Source organism: Acidimicrobiales bacterium, from assembly GCA_033344915.1.
Taxonomy (GTDB): Bacteria; Actinomycetota; Acidimicrobiia; order Acidimicrobiales; family Aldehydirespiratoraceae; genus JAJRXC01.
In genome coordinates, this window is record JAWPML010000001.1 from 3,242,554 (window position 1) to 3,262,164 (window position 19,611).

Here is a 19,611-nt window from a genome sequence, read left to right on the forward strand (position 1 = left end):
CGCGTGTGGAGTTCGACGCCTGCGTCAGCCCGCCGCGTCCCAGCTCCGGTCGGCGGCGGTGGCGGCCAGCGACGAGCGCAACGCCGCGGCGCGGTTCGCGGGCAGGTCGGGGACGCGCACGTGGTGCGCCGGCCCGATCCCCGCCGTGGTCACGACGAGATCGGCCACGCCCAGCCGCCGTTGAAAGAAGGACGCGATCGTCTCGACCGCCTGCACGTTTCCGACAGGCAGCTGGGTGAGGTGGTGCTGGAACACGCCGCGTCGCACGACGAGGCGCCGGTCGTCGAGGCTGAAGCCGAGGCGGGCGTGCCGGGCGCGCGCGAACCAGATCGCCACCGACCACCAGAGGGCGACGAGCGCAACGGATCCGACCGGATGCACGAAGCCGACGCCCACCGCCGCAGGGATGCCGACGAGAACGAACGCGACCGCGGTCCGCACGAGCATCCGTCGAACCGTGACCGGGCTCACCGGCTCGAGTTCGACACCGAAGGCCGGGTCGACGTCGACCGACCGATGCACGACGCGCGCCACCTCGTCGGTCGAGGCCACGGGGGCGAGGTGGACGACCGACTGCTGTTTCCCGACCGCCTTGCCGGTCGCGGCGGAGAACCTCACCTCGTGAAGGCCGAGCCGGCGAGCGACGAGCCCGGAGGTCACGGTGACCGTCTGGATGCGGGCGGGCTGCAACTCGACCTGTCGTTTCGACAGCAGGCCCATGTCGGCGGTGAGGACGTCGCCGCGCCGTTCGAGCGTGAACGTGCCGAACGTGAACACCGCGCCGACCGCACTGAGGGCGGCCATCGTGACCATGATGCCGAGCGCGATGAGCGCGACGACTGCGGCCGGGGCCGGCCCCTCCCGCACGGCGACCGCGAGGGCGATGGCGAACCCGATCGCGGCCACGACAGCCAGGGCCGGCGCCGACGAGGCGAGGTGATAGCGGACGAGCGCCCCGACCGGGGCCACATGCAACTGGACGGCAGGTGGCGGTGGCGGAGGCGGCAGACGCGACACCGCGTTCCCGTCCGCGTCGGCGAGCGGCGCGTCGTCCGCCGGCGCGGCAGCCCGGCTCCGGGAGCGGAGGTCGGCGGTGAGGGTGTCGGCATCGGCGGACTGGAGGTAGCGGATCTCGATGTTGCCGTCGGCCGACGCCTCGGCGACCTGCACGACGGCGAGGCCCACCACACGAGCGAGGAACGGCCGGGCCACGGACACCTGCTGGATTCGACCGAGCGGCAGGGACTGAGCCTTGCGATCGAGAATGCCGCGGCGATGCTCGATCGTCTCCTCGGTCACGGCGTAGCCCGTCATCCACCACGAGAGGACGCCGTACCCGACCGTCACCGTGCCGGCCAGCACGGCGATCGTGTCGAACCCGAGGGCGCCGCCGCCGAAACCGATCGCGAGGAGAAGTGGCCAGCCGCTCTGGGCCAGAAACATCGCGATCTGCACGAGAACGGTCAGCGGATGGGGCCGCCGCCAGTCGGGTTCGGTCACCCGCCGAGCTCCGTGCGGAGCCGGTCGGCCGTCGTGCCGTCGAGATGGGGAATGGTGAGGTTGGGGGCGTGGGTCCCGGCGGTGTGGACCACGATCGAGCTCAAGCCGAGCCACCGATCGATCGGCCCGGTTCTCGTCGTCAACGTCTGAATACGGCTTCGGGGCACGACCTGCACGCGGCGAACGATCACGCCGCTTCGTTGCTCGACCCAACGCTCGTCCACGCCCCAGCGCCAGTTCGCGTACTGCCGATCGATCACCCACCAGCGCAGGGCGAACAGGAGGACGGCGCCGCTCGCGCCCCCGATCGTCAGCATCGGCAGGTCGGTCACCAGCCCGCCGACGACGGCACCGACCGCGACGACACCGAAGAACGCGGCGGCACCGATGCGCCACACGGTCCGGATGGTGGGCGGGAGTGGCTCCGTCGCGATCGTCACCGGTCCAGTATCGCCGAGGGCCGCGTCGCCTCGGCGTCAGCCGATCGGGTACCAGAAGCCGCCGGCGGTGCCCGGACCGGTGTGCGCCGCGATCGACGGGCCGACGTCGTAGTGGACGACGTCGACGGCGACCGCGCTGTCACGCAGCCGTGCCTCGATGCCTTCGGTGAACACCAGCGTGGAGGGGTCGGCGAGCGAGACGCCGGCCCGGATCGGCGCGCCGTCTCGAAGCATCGGCTCGACCATCGCGTCGCAGAGCTCGTCGACCGTCGTGCCCGTGCCGAGCACGTCCACCACTCCCCCGACGCCACCGAGCACCGTCACGCCGTCGTGGTCGTGGGGCAGGTGCGGCTCCAGACGCCCGCCCCGGCGGGCGAAGTCGAGGGCTTGGATGATGAAGGTCGTGCCGACCTCGGCGGCGACCTCCTTCGCCCGGGTCGCCGCGTCGCCCGCGGACCCGCCGTCCGCGAGAACGGTGGCCGCCTCCCATACGCAGCAGCTGACCCCGAACGAGGCCGTGCCCGAGTCGACGAGGTGCACGGGCGCGGCGACGAGGTCCGCCGCGAGTCGGGCCGCGTTGACCGTGCCGGAGTGTTCGGCGCCGATGTGGACCGACACGATCTCCGTCGCACCGGCGTCGATCAGTCGCCGGTAGGCGTCGGCGAGTTCGCCGGGACTCGGCGGCGATGTCGTGACCTCGGGGACGGCCCCGTCGTCGAACCGGGCCCAGAACGCCGCGGGCGCGAGGTCGACGCCTTCCCGGAAGCACTCGCCGTCCACCGTGACGAGCACGGGGACCACCTCGACGCCGAGGCGTTCCGCCAACGCCGGTGGCATCTGCGATGCCGAGTCGGTCACGAGCCCGATCACGCCGCGTCCTCCTCGCCGACGAGCGTGAGGTTGTAGGCCTCGACCTTCTCGGCTTCGGCTGCGAACCGGGCCGCGATCACGACGGTGCTGGCCAGGGCCCCGAGCGGTAGCGCGACCGACGCGGGCGAGCCGCCGGGTCCGCGCCATCCACGGCGCCAGGCCACGGTGGCCGCACCGATCCACATCGCGCTCGCGACGGAGGTCGCGGCGCGGGTGCGGTGCCGGCCGACGGGGAGCTTCGTGGTGAGGTAGCCGACGGTGACATCGACCGGCAGGTACGCGGGGAACGTGCCGAGAACCTGGCCGATCGAGGTGGCCACGCCCTTGCCTCCGGTCCGCCCCGGCGGGAAGCAATGGCCGGCGACGGCGGCCGACGCGGCCGCATTGGCGCCGGCGGATCCCGCGAGCGCGGCGCCGACACGGGCGGCGGCGACGCCCTTCCCCCCGTCGCCGACCGTGACGGCCACGCCCCACGACGTGCCGAGTACATGGCTCGCGTTCATCGCGCCGGGGTTGCCCGTGCCCTCGGCCCGGAGGTCGACGCCGTTGAGCCGCGCCGCGATGTCGGCCGACGGCAGCGTGCCGAGGGCGTAGCCGGCCAATCCGGCGAGCGCGACACGAACGGGGAACATGACCATGCGGGAACCAGAGCCGACGGATTGCTATTCCCGTGCCGAGTCTCGGCATCGATCCCCTATCCTGATGGCTCGGTCGGTTCGCCGGCCGGGGCCCCGTTCGTCCAGTGGCCTAGGACGCTGGCCTTTCACGCCGGTAACACGGGTTCGAATCCCGTACGGGGTACCAGCGCGACGCTTCGGCGCGGGCATCGGGCGGTTGACAATCGCAGGTCCCGTCCCTACTGTCGTTATTGGTTAATTAACCGATAATGACACAAAGGGGACCCTGATGCCGGCACCAAGCGCGACGCTCGACGACGAACGGCTCGACGAGACGTTCGCGGCGCTGGCCAACCCGACGCGGCGGGCGATGCTGGCCCGCTTGGCGGAGGGCGAGGCGAGCGTCAACGAACTGGCGAAACCGTTCGATCTGACGCTTCCGGCGATCTCCAAGCACATCAAGGTGCTCGAACGCGCCGGCCTGATCACCCGCGGCCGTCGTGCCCAATCCCGTCCGTGCACCATCGCGGCCGCGCCGCTCGCCGAGATCGCCAGTTGGACCGAACAGTACCGCCACATCTGGGACGACCGCTTCGACCGCATGGACGACTACGTCCGACAGCTCCAACACGGCACCCGAACACCAGACCAGAAAGCAGACCCGCAATGATGGACACCAAAGACGTTCGCATCGACCGCACGTTCGACGCACCGATCGAAGTCATCTGGTCGATGTGGACCGAGCCCGAGCACTTCGCCCAGTGGTACGGCCCGATGGGCGCCAGGATCCCGAACGCCGAGATGGACGTTCAGGTCGGGGGCCGCCGCCACATCGCCATGGAGGTGGACACCCCGAACGGGGCGATGGTGATGTACTTCGTCGGGGAATACCGCGAGGTCGACCCCATGACCCGCCTCGTGTACACCGAGAGCGTGGCCGACGCCGACGGGAACGCGCTGACCGCAGAACAGATGGGCATGCCCGCAGGAAAGCCGATGGAGACCTCGATCGTGGTCGAGCTCGAAGATCTCGGCGACCGCACGAGGATGACCATGACCCACATCGGTGTCCCGGCCGACTCTCCCGGTGGCCAGGGTTGGGCGATGGCGATCGACAAGCTCGAAGCACGGGTGGCCGAAGGCTGATCCTCAGCGAGCGAGCTTCACGAGCGCCTCGTGTTCGATGGCGGCCACCGGTCGACCATCGACGCTGATGCGCACGTCGACCACCGCTCGTTCACCACTACGGCTCTCGAACCGATCGACCTCGAACGCCTCCGCGAGCACCGCGTCGCCCGGCCGGGCCAGGCCGAGATGACGGATCTCACTGCGGGTGTGCACCCACGCACCGTCGACCAGCTGGGAGGCGAAGATCCGGTTGGCGAGGCTGGGCCACACGACCGGGTGCACGATCGATTCGGTGCGGTAGAGCTGGAGGTCCTCACCGGCCCGGGCGGCGTAGCCCACCCAACGGTCGTCCAGTTCGAGGGCGAGTGGGTCGAGGCGGATCCCGACGGGTTCGCCCGGCGGCTCGTGACCGGGAGCGACGGCGCAGGTCGCCGCGACGGTCTCCCCGAGCCGCGCCTCGACCATCACGCCGTCGTCACCGGAGACCGGTACGAGGTCGACGTGCTCGTCCGCGAGAACGGGGCCACGGAACCGCACGGACGCGCTCCCCGACGCGACCCACGCCTCGCCCACGCCGCCGCGGCCGGGCGGGTGAGATACGCGTAGATCGTCGTGCCGGCCACGACGGCACCGTCGTAACCCGCGGCTCGACCGCCGGCCTCGGTGTGCACCGGATTGTCGGCGTGCTCCGCCAGGTTCACGGCGGCGATGGACCAGGGCTCCAGGGGGGCGGCCATGGGCGCCGACGCTAGACGCAACGGGCGGTTACCGGGTTGTGATCGCGACCGTTGGGGCGTACGTTTTGACTCTCCATGAGGCGATCTCACGTCGCCGAGTGGAATCTTCGTCCGGTTCGCCGGGCGGGGGGTCCTGTAGATCAGTTTGGAGTGATCGCCACCCTGTCAAGGTGGAGGCCGCGGGTTCAAATCCCGTCAGGACCGCCACACGGCCACCCGATTCGGGTGGCCGTTCGTGGGGTCGGGTAGCTCAGTTGGCAGAGCGACCGCCTGAAAAGCGGTAGGTCACCGGATCGACGCCGGTCCCGACCACCACACCGGCGGCCCGGCCCGAGCGCCGGGCCGTCACCGTTTTGACGCCGATCGGTTCAGCCGAGGGCGTGGCCGGCGTGGAAACCGTCGGTCATGGCCCCCTCGAGATAGCCGACCCCGGTGCAGTCACCGATGACGACGGGCTCGATTCCCGCGGCGCGGAACCGGTTGGCGACCGTCTCGTCGCCCACGAGGCCCGTGGCGATGACCACGGAGTCGACGTCCACGGACGACGCCGCACCGTCCTCGTCGTCACCGATCATGTAGTGCACGACACCGTCGCCGATCCCGGTGACGGTTGCCTCCCCGATCAGCTCGGCCCCGTGGTCGCGCAGGTCGGTGAGCACCCGCCACCTCCGGGGATGCGCCATCTCGGTCGCCAGCACCGACTCCTCCTCGAGCACCGTGACCGTGCGACCCCGGTCGACGAGGAACTCGGCCAGCTCGATGCCCACCAGCCCGCCACCGATGACCGCGACGCGCGTGCCGATCGGCATGTAGTGCTCGGTCAGCTTCGCGAGACGCTCGGGGTCGTTCAGCAGGCCGAGGCGACGCCCGACCGTCGCCGCGAGGCGGCCCATCCGGGGCAGCTTCTTCATGGCCGCCGCGACATCGCCGCTGCCGGTGAGCATGGCCCGCAGATCATCACCGTCGACGACGAAGTCCTGCGTCGCACCGGGGACCGACGACCGCAGCCGCGCCGCGCCGGTGGCCACGATCACGGCGTCGGGTGACAGGGCGGCGACCATGTCCGGCGTGGCCTCGGTGTCGACCCGGACATCGATCGGCAGCGTCTCCATCTGCCGGGTGAGCCAGCGCAGGAGTCGCAGGTTCGGCTCATAGACGAGCGCCGCGAACCGCAACGCGCCGCCGAGCTGCGACGACGCCTCGAACAGCGTGACGTGGTGACCCCGCAGGGCCGCAACCCGCGCCGCTTCCATGCCCGCCGGCCCACCGCCGACGATCACGACCCGCTTGGCGACGGCCGCCGTCGACCGTTCGACGTCAGCGAGCTCGACCTCGTTCGCCAGCACGGGATTGACCGCGCAGCGCACCCGTTCGTCGAAGAAGGGACGAGCGACGCAGGTGTAGCAGTTGATGCAGGGCCGGATGTCCGCCTCCCGACCCTCGACGAGCTTCTTCGCCGTCTCCGGATCGGCGAGCATCTGGCGTCCCATCGCGATGAGGTCCGCCTTGCCGAAGGCGACCATGTCGTCGCCCACCTCCGGCCGGATCCGGCCGACGCCGATCACCGGCACGTCCACGGCCTTCTTCAGCCGGGCACTCAGCGCGGCGTGCTTCGCCTCGGTGTGGGGCAGCGTCCCCTCGGTGAACGCGGACCCGTCGGTCATGTCGCCGTAGGCACTCAGATGGATCGCATCCGCGCCCGCCTCCACCGCGAGCCGCGCGGTGACCATCGTGTCCTCGAACTCGATGCCGTCGGGGGTGCGGTACTCCCGTGCGTCGAGGCGGCACCACACCGGGAAGTCGGCGCCGCAGCGCTGCTTGGTCTCGGCGATGACCTCGCAGAGGAAGCGGGAGCGGTTCTCGACCGAGCCGCCGTACGCATCGTCGCGATGGTTGAACGCCCGCGACAGGAAGCTCGACAGCAGGTAGCCGTGCGCCCCGTGGATCTCCACGCCGTCGAACCCGGCGGCCTGCGCCCGCACCGCCGCACTCGCGAAATCGTCGGTGGTCCGCGCGATGTCGTCCGCGTCCATCTCCTTGTAGTCGGGTGCCTTCCCGCCGCTCGCCTTGGCCATCTTCATCATCTCGTCGAGCGTGAGGTCGTTGGCCATGGACATCGAGCCCTTGTACTGCTCGAGCGACGGCACGGGCACCGGCCGTCCCTCCATGGTGTCGACCCGCGAGATCTTCCCGTGGTGGACGAGCTGCAGGGCGATCTTCGCACCGTGCGCGTGCACCCGATCCGTGAGCCGGCGCAGGGCGGGGACGAACGCGTCGTCGGAGGCCCCGAGCTGGTGGATCGAGTTGGCGCCGCGGGGATACGCGATGGCCGTCACCTCGGTGATGATGAGACCGACGCCACCGCGGGCGCGCTCCTCGTAGTAGGCCGCGATCGCGTCGTTCGCCATGCCGTCGCTGTCGACGATCTCCACGCCCATCGGCGCCATCACGATGCGGTTGCGCAACTCCATGGTCCCGATCGCGATCGGTGACAGGAGATGGCGATAGACGGGCGCCGGCGCGTTCATCGCGCCGACCCTAGGACTCGCCGGTGGCCGGCGCCGAACCGTCAGCCGCGGATGACGTCGTCGGCGACCGCCGCCACCGCGACGGCCGACGCGACCGCCGGAGCGACCGAACGATCGAACACGCTCGGCACCACGAAGGCCGGGTCGAGCTCGTCCTCCGACACACAGTCGGCGATCGCGGTGGCGGCCGCGACCTTCATGTTCTCGGTGACGCTGTGGGCGTTGGCGTCGAGCGCGCCGCGGAAGATCCCGGGGAAGGCCAGGACGTTGTTGATCTGGTTCGGGAAGTCCGAACGACCCGTCGCCATCACGGCGGCCAGACCGTCGGCCTGCTCCGGACGGATCTCGGGATCCGGGTTCGCCATGGCGAACACGATGGGATCCTTCGCCATCTTGCGCAGGTCCGAGGCGTCGATGAGGTTCGGCGCGCTCACGCCCATGAACACGTCTGCGCCGACGAGCATCTCCTGGAGAGTGCCGGCCTTGCGGTCCTTGTTGGTGTTCTCGGCGAACCAGGTCTTGGCCTCGTTGAGCCGGTCGCGCCCGGAGTAGACGGCCCCCGTGCTGTCGACGCCGACGACCTCGCCGACACCGGCGTCGAGCAGGATCTTGCCGCACGCCACGCCGGCCGCGCCCATGCCGGAGATCACGACGCTGATGTCGCCCATCTTCTTGTCGACCAGCTTCAGCGAGTTGTTCAGCGCGGCCAGCGCGACCACCGCGGTGCCGTGCTGGTCGTCGTGGAACACGGGGATGTCGAGGGCCGCCTTGAGCCGCGCCTCGATCTCGAAGCAGGCCGGCGCCGCGATGTCCTCGAGGTTGATGCCACCGAAGGTCGGGGCGATCCGGATCACCGTCTCGATGATCTCCTCGGTGTCCTGGGTGTCGAGGCAGATGGGGAACCCATCCACGCCCGCGAACTCCTTGAACAGGAGCGCCTTGCCCTCCATGACCGGCATGGCCGCCTTCGCGCCGATGTTGCCGAGCCCGAGCACCGCACTGCCGTCGCTGACGATCGCGACCGTGTTCTTCTTGATCGTGTACTGGTGGGCGAGCGACTCGTCGTCGTGGATGCTCATGCAGACGCGAGCCACGCCGGGTGTGTAGGCCATCGCAAGATCGTCCGCGTCGCCGACCGAGCAGAGCGGCAGCACCTCGATCTTGCCGCCCTCGTGGAGCTTGTAGGTACGGTCGTACCACTCGAGCACGCTGACCCCGTCGAGCGCGTCGACCGCGGCAGCGACCTGCTCGGCGTGTTCCTCCGACCGGCAGTGCACGTCGATCGCCCGCACCACCGTGGGCCCCTTCGCCTCGAACCCGGGAATGGCGGCGATGTTGCCCCCGGCCTCGCCGATCGCGGCGGCGAAGCGCCCGAGCGTGCCCGGCACGTTGTCGAGCGAGATCTTGAGCGTGATCGAATAGGCGGCGGTCGGAGCGTTCTGCACAGATCAAACGCTATCGGCGGCCCCCCTGTCTCGGGATCCCTGTCTCGGTATCTCTGTCTCGGGATCTCTGGTCACGAAAGTGTCGTACGAACCCGGTTCAGAGCCGGCGAAGCGACACTTTCGTGACCAGAGATCCCCCTCTCGGGGAGGTGGACGGTCAGTCGTCGTAGGTGAAGCCGAGGTCCATGGCGGTCACGAGGGGGGAGAAGGGGATCCCGGCCTCGGCGGCCATGGCCGCGCAGGTGCCGCCCCGGTCGACGATGGCGAGGATCAGGATCGGGTCGGCACCCAGTTGGCGGACGACGTCGGCGGCTTCGAGCAGGGAGACACCGCGGCTGACGGTGTCCTCGGTGATGACGACCTTGTCCCCCTCCTGCAGGGCACCGGCGAGCCGGCCGGTGACGCCGTGGTCCTTCGCCTCCTTGCGGATCGAGAACGACCGCAGATCCCGGCCGCGCGTCGCCGCGACCGCGGCGATCCCGAACGCCACGGGGTCGGCGCCCATCGTGAGCCCGCCGATCGCCGTCGCCTCCGGCGGGATGACCATCAATGCGGCATCGGCCACCGCGAGGATTCCGTCCGGTCGACACGCGGTCTGCTTCGAGTCGATGAACCAGCGGCTCTTCCGGCCGGACTTCAGGGTGAAGTCACCCTCGCGGACCGAGTGTTGCCGGAGGTGGGCGACGAGTGCGTCAGATGCCATGCGGCCGACCCTAGCCGCCGGCATCGACGGCGGTTTTCGCCCTCCTCGGCAAATGACAAGCGGTCCGAATCGCACAAATGTCTCCGCTCGATTGGCGCGATATACATCGACCGGTTTTGCCGATATGGTCTCCCCAGTACCGGCGGAAGACCTCTGACCACTCCGACAAGGACATCCGATGGCGTCCCGCAGGGAAATGACCGATGAGCACAAGGCCGCGCTGGCCGAGGGGCGGGCCCAGGGTCGAGCCGTTCGCGCCTATCTCGAAGCCCTCGAGGCCCACAAGCCGAAGCGGGGCCGCAAGCGCACGCCCGAGTCCATGCGGGCCCGGCTGGCCGCGATCGAGACGACGCTCGCCGAAGCCGACCCGATGACCCGGCTCCGGCTGGTCCAGGAGCGACTCGATCTCGAGTCGGCGATCGAAGCGGCCGAGACGACCGTCGACCTGTCCGCACTCGAGGACGGGTTCGTCGCCGCGGCCGCCGGCTACGGGCAGCGCAAAGGCATCTCCTACGCCGCGTGGCGCGAGGTCGGCGTGCCGGCATCGGTTCTGAAGCGGGCCGGGGTCAGCCGGGGCGCCTGAGCGTCAGACCCGCACCTCGGAGCCGGCGGCGGCCGCCTCGGGGTGCTGCGCCACGATCTTGTCGACCCGGGCCACCACCCGGCGCACCTGGTCGATGGCCGTGCCGGTGAACGACGCCGGATCGGCGAGCAGCGCATCGATGGCGGCCCGATCGAGCGGAATCCGTTCGTCGTCGGCCAACCGATCGACCAGCGACGCCGCGTCGCCGGCCTCGCGGCGGGCGAGGGCCGCGGCGACCGCGTGCTCCTTCACCAGCTCGTGGGCTTCCTCCCGTCCGAGGCCGGCGTCCACCGCGGCGGTCAGGACCCGGGTGGTCGCGAGGAACGGCAGGTCCCGGGCGAGCTCGGCATCGATCACCGCGGGGAACACACCGAGCTCCTCGAAGACCACCATCGCGGTCTGGAGGAGGCCGTCCGTCGCGAGGAAGGCATCGGGCAGCATGATCCGGCGTACGGCCGAGCAGCTGACGTCACCCTCGTTCCACTGCCGGCCGGCGAGGCTCGAGGCCATGGTGAGGTGACCATCGAGCACGGTCCGCAGAGCGCCGACGCGTTCCGCGCTGCGGGCGTTCATCTTGTGGGGCATGGCCGTCGACCCGACCTGGCCGGGCCGGAACCCTTCGGTGGCGAGCTCCTGACCGGCCATCAGTCGGAGCGTGATGGTGGCACTCGACGGACCGGAGACGGCCTGCACGAGGGCGGACACGACGTCGAGATCGAGCGACCGTGGGTAGACCTGGCCGACACTGTCGACCACCCGGCTGAACCCGAGATGGTCGGCGACGGCCTGCTCCAGCGCATCCACCTTCGACGAGTCGCCGAGCAGATCGAGCTGGTCGAGGCGGGTCCCCACCGGGCCCTTGATCCCGCGGAGCGGATAACGCTCGAGGAGCCCCTCCACTCGTTCGAGGCCGATCATCATCTCCTCGGCCACGTCGGCGAACCGCTTCCCCACCGTCGTCGCCTGGGCCGACACATTGTGGGTGCGGGCGACGATCACGCGATCGGCGTGGGTCGCGGCGAGGCCGCCGACCCGGGCCAGAACGGCGACGAGCCGGTCCCGGATCAACTCGAGCGCCTCGCGCACCTGGAGCTGCTCGACGTTCTCCGTGAGATCGCGCGAGGTCATCCCCCGGTGGATGTGCTCGTGGCCGGCCAGCGCACAGAACTCCTCGATGCGGGCTTTCACGTCGTGGCGGGTGATCGCCTCCCGTTCGGCGATCGAGGCGAGATCGACCTGATCGATGACCCGCTCGTAGTCGTCGATGACCCCGTCCGGCACGTCGACGCCCAGTTGGGCCTGCGCCCGCAACACCGCCAACCACAGGCGCCGCTCCTGCACGATCTTGCGATCCGGCGACCAGATCGCGTTCATCGCCGCGCTCGCGTAGCGCTCCGAGAGGAGGTTGGGCATGGGATCGCTCACGGATTGACCCTTTCACTGGCCGATCGACTCATCAAGAAAGCCGGGGTCCGTGCCGACGGGAGGAGTTGGAACGGAGGAACTGCGATCGTGACCGTCGAGATCACCGGCCTCTGCCGGGACCATACATTCGAGTCCGCGGAGGACGTGTGCCGCCGCTGCGGCATGGAATTCTGCGAAATGTGCCTGCTCTTCCCGACCGGCCAGCCGCTTTGCAAGGAGTGCGCCATGGTGGCCGGCGGGGTGCGAAACCATGCGTCGCGCGCCGAGATGCCCAAGCGCGAGATGAAGCGCATCGTCAAGGCCTTCGAGGCTCGGCGAGCGACTCCCGCGAACGCTGCCGTTGCCGTCGCCGAGGCCGTCGAGATCACCGATCCGGTGCTCCAGGACCCGCTGGCACCGACCGAGGAGGACCTCGAGCGTGTGCCGGCCGCGGTGCCGGACGACGGCGCCGCGGTGGCGAGCGAACTGGCGGACGTGTTCAACGATCCGCCGCCACCACCTCCGCCCCCGCCGCCGAGCGGGAACGAACCGGCCGACGGTGTGGCACCGCCCATCGACTGGAGCCAGCCTTTCGGCTGACGGCGACAGCCGGTGGAGAGGATCACGCCACCCGGTCGAGGAACTGCTCGCGACCGGGGCCGACGCCGACCAGGCGGATCGGCACGCCGACCTGCGCTTCGAGGAAAGCGATGTAGTCCGCCGCGTTCGCCGGGAGGTCGTCGGGACTCGTGACGCCGGAGATGTCGGTCTGCCACCCCGGCAGCTCCTCGTAGATCGGCGTGGCCGCGTGCAGTTCACTCTGGTGGTACGGCATCTGCTCGACGCGGGTGCCGTGCACGTCGTAGGCGACGCACACCTGCAACGTGTCGAGCGCATCGAGCACGTCCAGCTTCGTCAACGCGATCTCCGACAGTGAGTTGACCCGCACGGCCTGGCGCATCATCACCGCGTCGAACCAACCGGGGCGGCGGCGCCGCCCGGTGTTGGTGCCGTACTCGTGGCCGACATCGACGAGATGATCGCCGATGTCGTCGAAGAGCTCCGTCGGGAACGGGCCGGACCCCACCCGGGTGATGTAGGCCTTGGCGATCCCGATGATCCGATCGATGTCACGCGGCCCGACACCCGCACCGGTGCACGCGCCGCCGGCGACCGGGTTGGACGAGGTCACGAACGGATACGTGCCGTGATCGAGATCGAGGAAGGTTGCCTGCGCGCCTTCGAGCAGGACGCCCTGTCCGGTCTCGAGGGCATTGTGGACCAGCGCGATCGCGTCGGCGATGTGCGGGATGACCCGAGGGGCGCACTCGTCGAGATACTGCGACGCGATCTCGTCGGCATCGACCGGGAGCCGGTTGAACACCTTGGTCAGCACCTGGTTGGTGTGGCCGAGGACGACATCGAGCTTCTGACGGAAGATCTTCGGGTCCTGGAGATCCTGGACGCGGAGCCCGAGCCGCATCGCCTTGTCGGCATAGGCCGGGCCGATGCCGCGCTTGGTGGTGCCGAGCTTGCCGTCGCCGAGATGGCGCTCGTGGAGCGAGTCGAGCTCCTGGTGGTACGGCATGATCAGGTGGGCGTTGCCGGACACCTTGAGAGCGCTGCAGTCGACGCCCTTGGCCTCGAGCGTGTCCATCTCCGCGAGCAGCACACGAGGATCGACGACCACCCCGTTGCCGATCACCGGGGTGATGTGGTCGTAGAGGATTCCACTCGGTACGAGCTGGAGGGCGAAGGTCTCACCGTCGACCACGAGCGTGTGGCCCGCGTTGTGGCCGCCCTGGTAGCGGACGACCATCTCCATCTCTTTGGCGACGAGGTCGGTGAACTTCCCCTTGCCTTCGTCACCCCACTGAGTACCGACGACGACGGTCGCGGGCACGGCGCTCTCCTCTCGAGGAATTGCGTTACCGAACGAGGCTAACCGGATCGCCGTGTATCCGCTCGCCGGAAAACGGCAAGAGGCGAGCCGCTGGGGCTCGCCTCCTGTTGTCCAGGGTGCATTCGATGATCACGGCCCTCGACGTGGTGCCGACGACGAGATCAACCGGTGAAGGTGGGATCCCCGTCGACCGGATCCTCCGGATCCATCGGCTGCGGCGGTGTGGGCGGCAGGATCGTGGTGGTCGTGGTGGGCGGTGCCGTCGTCGTGGTCGTCGGAGCGATCGTGGTGCTGCTCGGCGGCTCGATCGTCGTCGTGCTGACCGGCGGCTCCGTCGTGGTGCTGACCGGCGGCTCCGTGGTGGTGCTGACCGGCGGCTCCGTCGTCGTGGTCGTCGAGGTCGTGGTCGTCGACGTGGTGGTCGTCGTGGTCGTCGACGTGGTGGTGGTCGTCGTCGTCGGCGGCGGCACCAGCGAGAAGCCGACGCAGACCGGCTGCACCGAGTTGGCGCCACCCTCGGCGTTGACGGCGGCGTCGTTGGCGAACGCGTGCCGGGCCCGGATCGCGACGGCCGGGCGGTTGAGCACGACCGTGCCGACCGAGCCGGACCACTGGGCCTCGCTCACCCCGTCGACGAGATCGGCGGTCATGCCGGTGCCGGCGATGACGATGCCGGCGTCGTCGATGAACTGCAGGACGTACTGCTCGTACATCTGCGGGACCGTGTTGACGCGATCGTCGTACCCGTCGTACGCGACGGTGTTGATGATGTACTCGCCGGCCGGGACGTCGGCCGCGACGGTCTTCGACCGGTTGTAGTACGAGTTGCCGGAAACGATCGTCGCCGCGACACCGGCGTTGAAGCCGACGTTCGGGAAGTTCACCGGGGTCAGGGTGTCGCCCCCGCACGTGGCCGGGCCGGACTGGGCGTTGACCGCAGTCGGCACCAGGAAGGGGGCGAGGATCGCAACGGCGATGAGTGCTGTCCTCGTACGGGTGAACATGGAAACCGACCTCTCAAGGTGAGACGCTTGGGTGGGGTCGGTTTCGCTCTGGCTCACCGTCGGACGAAGCGACCAATTGCAGTCCGACGGGTCGTTGCCTCCCCGTGAAGACCAGCGTACGGGCCGCCGATCCGGGTGAACAATAGGCCGGGATACCCAAGTCTCATCAGGCGACCACGAAGCGTGATCGAACCGGCGTTTTGCCTACAACGACGCCAATCTGAGCGGCCACGGCAAGGCGCCGGCAGCGCTGGCGATCACCGCGAGCACGACCAGCGATGCGGCAATGGGTCCTGCGACCCCGTCATCGACGGTGCAGGAGATGCTGCCGACGACGATCGGGGCGGCCGCCATCGAGCGGGAAACGGTGAGTTCGGCACGGGTGTCGCCGAGCGCGACCGGGACGCGACCGGTGCCGGTGCCCTCGAGCGCGAGCACACCCGCGACGGCGCCGTCGACGAGCACGACGAAGCGCTCACGGCCGACACCGGTACGGCGGATACTGACCGCGGCGGAGTCGGACGGACAGTCGGGCTCGACGATCACCTGGACGTCGGCGCATCCGGACGGATCGGGTTCGACCACCTGATCGGGCGAGCGTGCCTTGGGCTCGCTGACGATCACACGCGTCGGGGCACCGGGGAGTACGGGGATCTCGGTGTCGCCGACGGCGCTTCCCTCCAGCACGACCGTGCCGTCCAGCTCGACGACGACCTCGAACCGGTCGGTACCGGTGACCGCCACGGAGTCACAGTCGGTACGCACGACCCGGGGGCCGAGTGGGACGTCGCCCGGCTCGCCGGCCGGCGGGTCATCGCCCGGATCGGGCGGCTCCGGGGCGGGGCACACGTTCTCGATCTCGGTGCGCAGGACGTCGGCGCCCGCGGCGTCCACGACGCGTACCGGCACCGTCGCCGCTCCGGCCAAGGGGATCTCGACCTCGATCGCCTCACCGGCCGCGACCGTGACCTCGGCGACGAGGGCGACCCGCTCGTGGAGCACGGTGAGCGAGGCGGGGTCGCCGGCGTCGTTGCCGAGCCGCACGACGAGGACATCGGCCGTGCAGTCGAGGATCGTGGTGGCCGTCGGTCGGGCCGGATCGGCACAGTCGACCGACAGGTCGGCCCGGGCGAGGGTCTCGCCGGTGATGCTGTCGGAGACGCGGATCTCGCTGGTACCGGCGAGGTCGCCGATCGCCAGTGTGGAGGTGGTGATGGCGCCCGCTTCGACCGTGAGTCCGGAGGTGACGCCGGCGCGGGGCACCGCGACGTCGACGGTGGCGCCGGTGTCGCCCTGGTTGCCGAGCAGGACGATGACCTCGTCGGCCGCGCAGTCCACGACGGCCGACGCGGCGAGGATGACGCCGATCTTCTCGGGGATGGTCGTCGGTGGCGGTGCGGTCGTGGGCGGCGCCGTGGTGGGCGGCGCCGTGGTGGGCGGCGCCGTGGTGGGCGGCGCCGTGGTGGGCGGCACCGTGGTGGGCGGCACCGTCGTCGGCGGCACCGTGGTGGGCGGCACCGTCGTGGACGGCACCGTGCTGGGCGGCACCGTGCTGGGCGGCACCGTCGTGGGCGGCACCGTCGTGGACGGAACCGTCGTGGTGGTGGTCGTCGGCGGGTCGACGAGGCTGAAGGCGACGCACTGGGCGGTGACGGAGTTGGTGCCCTTCGGCGTGGACGGCGCGGCATGACGGACGGTGAAGTGGGAGACGCCGCTCTCGCTCACGAACGTGCCCAGCTGGTCGACGGCGGCCGCGGCGTCGACGCCGTCGGCGAGATCGCTGGTCGGGCCGAGCACCACGTGTCCGGTGATGTCGAGCAGCCACTGCTCCTGATCCTGCGACGTCTCGCTACGGCCCGGGTAGACGTCGAACGAGCTCGCCTGCACCGACCACTCCCCCGCGGGCAGCGGTTCGCTGAGCGTGAACCCGTAGGTGTCGTGTCCCGAACGGGACCAGACCGCGACGTCGAGCGCGACGACATAGTCGCCGGCGCACCCGCCCGTCGTGGCTGCCGCCGGCGACGAGGCGCCGACGAGCAGACCGATGACGAGCAAGGCGGCGCCGGACAGCAGTTTCCACAGCTGTCGCAACGTCACATCGCTCTCCCGTACTCCTGGCCGCGAACGTAGTGGTCGCCGTGCCCACGGAGGGTGATACCCCGGCCGCATCGGGCGCCGACCTCACGGATCAGCGCAGGACCAGCTCCGGGTTGTCCACAGGCCCGTCCACAGCGACGGTCACGGTGTCGCCTTCGGTGTAGCGCCCCTCGAGCAGGGCGATGGCCAACGGATCGCCGATCGAGCGCTGGATCAGCCGCTTCAGGGGCCGGGCGCCGAAAGCCGGTTCGTAGCCCTGGGCCGCCATCAGCTTCTTGGCGTCGTCGGTGACCTCGAGCACGAGGCGTCGCGCCGCCAGGCGCTCGGCGAGGCCGCTCAGCTGGATGTCGACGATGGACACGAGGTCCGCTTCGGTCAGCGCCCGGAAGCGGACGATGTCGTCGATGCGGTTGACGAACTCCGGCCGGAAGAAGTCCTGCGGGTCGCCCGGCAGGTTGGACGTCATGATGAGCACGACGTTGGAGAAGTCCACGGTGCGGCCCTGCCCGTCGGTCAGACGACCGTCGTCGAGCAGCTGGAGCAGCACGTTGAACACGTCGCCGTGCGCCTTCTCGACCTCGTCGAGCAGCACGACCGAATACGGGCGGCGCCGCACGACCTCGGTGAGCTGGCCGCCCTCGTCGTAGCCGACATAGCCGGGCGGGGCGCCGATGAGACGGCTCACGCTGTGCTTCTCCATGTACTCCGACATGTCGATGCGCACCATCGCCCGCTCGTCGTCGAACAGGAACTCGGCGAGGCTGCGCGCCAGCTCGGTCTTGCCGACGCCGGTCGGGCCGAGGAACAGGAAGCTGCCGATGGGGCGGTTCGGGTCGCTCAGGCCGGCCCGGCTGCGACGGATGGCGTTCGCGACCACACCGACCGCATCGTCCTGACCGACGACGCGTTCGTGGAGGTGATCCTCCAACCGCACGAGCTTCTGGATCTCGCCCTCCAGGAGTCGGGACACGGGTACGCCCGTCCACCGGCTCACCACCTCGGCGATGTCCTCCTCGTCGACCTCCTCCTTGAGCATCGACGACTCGGCCTGGATCTTGTCGAGCTCCTCGCGGGCGATGTCGAACTGCCGCTCGAGCTCGGGGATCCGGCCGTAGCGCAGCTCGGCGGCCTTCTCGAGGTCGCTCTCGCGCTCGACGGCGACCCGGAGCTGGTCGAGTTCCTCGTTGAGTTCGCGCAGCTCCGCGATGGCGTCCTTCTCCGCCTGCCAGGTGGCGGTGAGCCCGCTGAGTTCCTCGGTGAGGTCGGCGAGCTCGCGATCGAGATCGTCGAGCCGCTCGGCCGACGGGGCGTCGGTCTCCTTGGCGAGGGCCACCCGCTCGATCTCGAGCTGGCGGATGCGGCGTTCGACGACGTCGATCTCGGTGGGCACCGAGTCGATCTCGATGCGCAGCGACGAGCCGGCCTCGTCGATCAGGTCGATCGCCTTGTCCGGCAGGAAACGGCCGGTCAGGTAGCGATCGCTCAGGACGGCCGCGGCGACGAGGGCGGAGTCCTGGATGCGCACGCCGTGGTGCACCTCGTAGCGCTCCTTGAGACCACGGAGGATCGCGATCGCGGCCTCGACCGACGGCGGTTCGACCAGCACCTGCTGGAAGCGACGTTCGAGGGCCGGGTCCTTCTCGACATACTTGCGGTACTCGTCGAGCGTTGTCGCGCCCACCATGCGGAGCTTGCCGCGGGCGAGCATCGGCTTGAGCATGTTGCCGGCGTCCATGGCGCCGTCGGCACCACCGCCGGCCCCCACGACGGTGTGCATCTCGTCGACGAACGTGATGATCTCGCCATCGGCGTCCTCGATCTCCTTGAGGACGGACTGGAGTCGCTCCTCGAACTCGCCGCGGTACTTCGCGCCGGCGACCATCGACGAGATGTCGAGGCTGATCAGCCGCTTGTTCTTCAGCGAGTCCGGGATGTCGCCCTCCACGATGCGGGCCGCGAGGCCCTCGACGATCGCGGTCTTGCCGACGCCGGGCTCGCCGATGAGGACCGGGTTGTTCTTGGTGCGGCGGGCCAGGACGCGGATGACGCGCCGGATCTCGTCGTCGCGCCCGATGACCGGGTCGAGCTCGCCCTGCGCCGCCGCCTCGGTGAGGTCGCGCCCGAAGCGTTCGAGCGCCTGGTACTGGTTCTCCGGCGTCTGGCTGGTGACCCGATGGCTGCCCCGCACGTCACGCAGGGCGCCGAGCAGCGTCTCGCGATCGACACCGACGGTGTTCGCCAGCGCCATGAGGAGGTGCTCGGTGGAGAGGTACTCGTCCGAGAGGTCCTCACGGACCTGATCGGCGGCCTCCATGACCTCGCGCAGCTCCTTGGAGAGCTGCGGGTCGGAGCCGTAGGCGTTGGGCAGCTTCGCGAGTGCATCCGCCGCGGCATTGCGGGCCGCCGGCACGTCGACGCCCACCTTGTGGAGCATCGGCAGGACGATGCCCTCCTCCTGGCCGAGCAGGGCGCTCAACAGGTGGGCGGGCACCACCTCGGGGTGCGATGCGGCGCGGGCGGCCTCCGTGGCCACCGAGAAGGCCTCGGTGGTCTTGAGCGTCCAGCGGTTGGGATCGAGCGCCATGCGGGGGAACCTCCGGTCGATGATTGTAGCGCAGAAAACCTGAGTGCAATACACTCAACTTTGGCCGC

Annotated in this window: 18 protein-coding genes and 3 tRNA genes; 7 read left to right on the plus strand and 14 right to left on the minus strand. The window is 69.9% G+C overall.

Annotation, left to right across the window (positions count from 1 at the left end):
* Positions 1–24: 24 nt before the first annotated feature.
* Genes R8F63_15575 through R8F63_15590 form a run of 4 tightly spaced genes read right to left on the minus strand, consistent with a single transcriptional unit; the run spans position 25 to position 3,448 of the window.
* Positions 25–1,500 carry a PH domain-containing protein gene (locus tag R8F63_15575; protein ID MDW3220034.1) on the minus strand — a complete coding sequence of 492 codons (1,476 nt, stop codon included), beginning with the start codon at positions 1,498–1,500 and terminating at the stop codon, positions 25–27.
* Positions 1,497–1,940: a PH domain-containing protein gene (locus R8F63_15580; protein MDW3220035.1), complete on the minus strand. Its 444-nt coding sequence runs from the start codon at positions 1,938–1,940 to the stop codon at positions 1,497–1,499. The genes R8F63_15575 and R8F63_15580 overlap by 4 nt, the downstream gene beginning before the upstream one ends.
* A 36-nt stretch (positions 1,941–1,976) precedes the next feature.
* Complete coding sequence (locus R8F63_15585; GenBank protein MDW3220036.1) at positions 1,977–2,810, minus strand: DegV family protein; 834 nt, start codon at positions 2,808–2,810, stop codon at positions 1,977–1,979.
* On the minus strand, positions 2,807–3,448 hold the full coding sequence (locus tag R8F63_15590; GenBank protein ID MDW3220037.1) for a glycerol-3-phosphate acyltransferase: 642 nt from the start codon (positions 3,446–3,448) through the stop codon (positions 2,807–2,809). The genes R8F63_15585 and R8F63_15590 overlap by 4 nt, the downstream gene beginning before the upstream one ends.
* Before the next feature lie 90 nt (positions 3,449–3,538).
* Here R8F63_15590 and R8F63_15595 point away from each other — a divergent pair.
* The 3 genes from R8F63_15595 to R8F63_15605 all read left to right on the plus strand — a co-directional run bounded on the left by R8F63_15595 (position 3,539) and on the right by R8F63_15605 (position 4,573).
* A tRNA-Glu gene (locus R8F63_15595) sits at positions 3,539–3,614 on the plus strand.
* A 102-nt stretch (positions 3,615–3,716) separates the two neighbouring features.
* Positions 3,717–4,097: a metalloregulator ArsR/SmtB family transcription factor gene (locus R8F63_15600; GenBank protein MDW3220038.1), complete on the plus strand. Its 381-nt coding sequence runs from the start codon at positions 3,717–3,719 to the stop codon at positions 4,095–4,097.
* Entirely contained in the window at positions 4,094–4,573 is a 480-nt protein-coding gene (locus R8F63_15605; GenBank protein MDW3220039.1) for an SRPBCC domain-containing protein, read from the plus strand. Before R8F63_15600 ends, R8F63_15605 begins: the two co-directional genes overlap by 4 nt.
* 3 nt (positions 4,574–4,576) lie before the next feature.
* Here R8F63_15605 and R8F63_15610 read toward each other — a convergent pair whose 3' ends face one another.
* Positions 4,577–5,092 carry a hypothetical protein gene (locus tag R8F63_15610; protein ID MDW3220040.1) on the minus strand — a complete coding sequence of 172 codons (516 nt, stop codon included), beginning with the start codon at positions 5,090–5,092 and terminating at the stop codon, positions 4,577–4,579.
* Positions 5,020–5,292, minus strand: coding sequence for a hypothetical protein (locus tag R8F63_15615; protein MDW3220041.1), 273 nt, complete (start codon positions 5,290–5,292; stop codon positions 5,020–5,022). Before R8F63_15615 ends, R8F63_15610 begins: the two co-directional genes overlap by 73 nt.
* Positions 5,293–5,421: 129 nt before the next feature.
* On the opposite strand from R8F63_15615, the gene R8F63_15620 reads away from it, so the two are divergent.
* Both R8F63_15620 and R8F63_15625 read left to right on the plus strand, forming a co-directional pair.
* Positions 5,422–5,499: transfer RNA gene (locus R8F63_15620), tRNA-Asp, on the plus strand.
* A 32-nt stretch (positions 5,500–5,531) separates the two neighbouring features.
* A tRNA-Phe gene (locus R8F63_15625) sits at positions 5,532–5,607 on the plus strand.
* Between the two features lie 53 nt (positions 5,608–5,660).
* Here the strand turns inward: R8F63_15625 and R8F63_15630 are convergent.
* The 3 genes from R8F63_15630 to pyrE all read right to left on the minus strand — a co-directional run bounded on the left by R8F63_15630 (position 5,661) and on the right by pyrE (position 9,968).
* Positions 5,661–7,820 (minus strand): FAD-dependent oxidoreductase, encoded by a 2,160-nt coding sequence (locus R8F63_15630; GenBank protein MDW3220042.1) that lies wholly within the window; start codon positions 7,818–7,820, stop codon positions 5,661–5,663.
* Positions 7,821–7,861: 41 nt separating this feature from the next.
* Positions 7,862–9,265: an NAD-dependent malic enzyme gene (locus R8F63_15635; protein ID MDW3220043.1), complete on the minus strand. Its 1,404-nt coding sequence runs from the start codon at positions 9,263–9,265 to the stop codon at positions 7,862–7,864.
* Positions 9,266–9,422: 157 nt separating this feature from the next.
* Positions 9,423–9,968 carry an orotate phosphoribosyltransferase gene (pyrE, locus tag R8F63_15640; GenBank protein ID MDW3220044.1) on the minus strand — a complete coding sequence of 182 codons (546 nt, stop codon included), beginning with the start codon at positions 9,966–9,968 and terminating at the stop codon, positions 9,423–9,425.
* A gap of 196 nt (positions 9,969–10,164) precedes the next feature.
* On the opposite strand from pyrE, the gene R8F63_15645 reads away from it, so the two are divergent.
* Positions 10,165–10,551, plus strand: coding sequence for a hypothetical protein (locus R8F63_15645; GenBank protein MDW3220045.1), 387 nt, complete (start codon positions 10,165–10,167; stop codon positions 10,549–10,551).
* 3 nt (positions 10,552–10,554) lie between these two features.
* On the opposite strand, the gene purB is transcribed toward R8F63_15645, so the two are convergent.
* A complete protein-coding gene (gene purB, locus R8F63_15650; GenBank protein MDW3220046.1) occupies positions 10,555–11,976 on the minus strand; it encodes an adenylosuccinate lyase in 1,422 nt (473 codons plus the stop codon).
* A gap of 87 nt (positions 11,977–12,063) precedes the next feature.
* Here purB and R8F63_15655 point away from each other — a divergent pair, with 87 nt between their 5' ends.
* Positions 12,064–12,555 carry a hypothetical protein gene (locus R8F63_15655; protein MDW3220047.1) on the plus strand — a complete coding sequence of 164 codons (492 nt, stop codon included), beginning with the start codon at positions 12,064–12,066 and terminating at the stop codon, positions 12,553–12,555.
* A 22-nt stretch (positions 12,556–12,577) separates the two neighbouring features.
* Here R8F63_15655 and R8F63_15660 read toward each other — a convergent pair whose 3' ends face one another.
* The 4 genes from R8F63_15660 to R8F63_15675 all read right to left on the minus strand — a co-directional run bounded on the left by R8F63_15660 (position 12,578) and on the right by R8F63_15675 (position 19,543).
* Positions 12,578–13,858: an adenylosuccinate synthase gene (locus R8F63_15660; GenBank protein ID MDW3220048.1), complete on the minus strand. Its 1,281-nt coding sequence runs from the start codon at positions 13,856–13,858 to the stop codon at positions 12,578–12,580.
* Positions 13,859–14,019: 161 nt separating this feature from the next.
* Positions 14,020–14,862 (minus strand): hypothetical protein, encoded by an 843-nt coding sequence (locus tag R8F63_15665; protein MDW3220049.1) that lies wholly within the window; start codon positions 14,860–14,862, stop codon positions 14,020–14,022.
* A 204-nt stretch (positions 14,863–15,066) separates the two neighbouring features.
* On the minus strand, positions 15,067–16,959 hold the full coding sequence (locus R8F63_15670; protein ID MDW3220050.1) for a hypothetical protein: 1,893 nt from the start codon (positions 16,957–16,959) through the stop codon (positions 15,067–15,069).
* 91 nt (positions 16,960–17,050) lie between these two features.
* Positions 17,051–19,543 (minus strand): AAA family ATPase, encoded by a 2,493-nt coding sequence (locus tag R8F63_15675; protein ID MDW3220051.1) that lies wholly within the window; start codon positions 19,541–19,543, stop codon positions 17,051–17,053.
* Positions 19,544–19,611 lie beyond the last annotated feature (68 nt).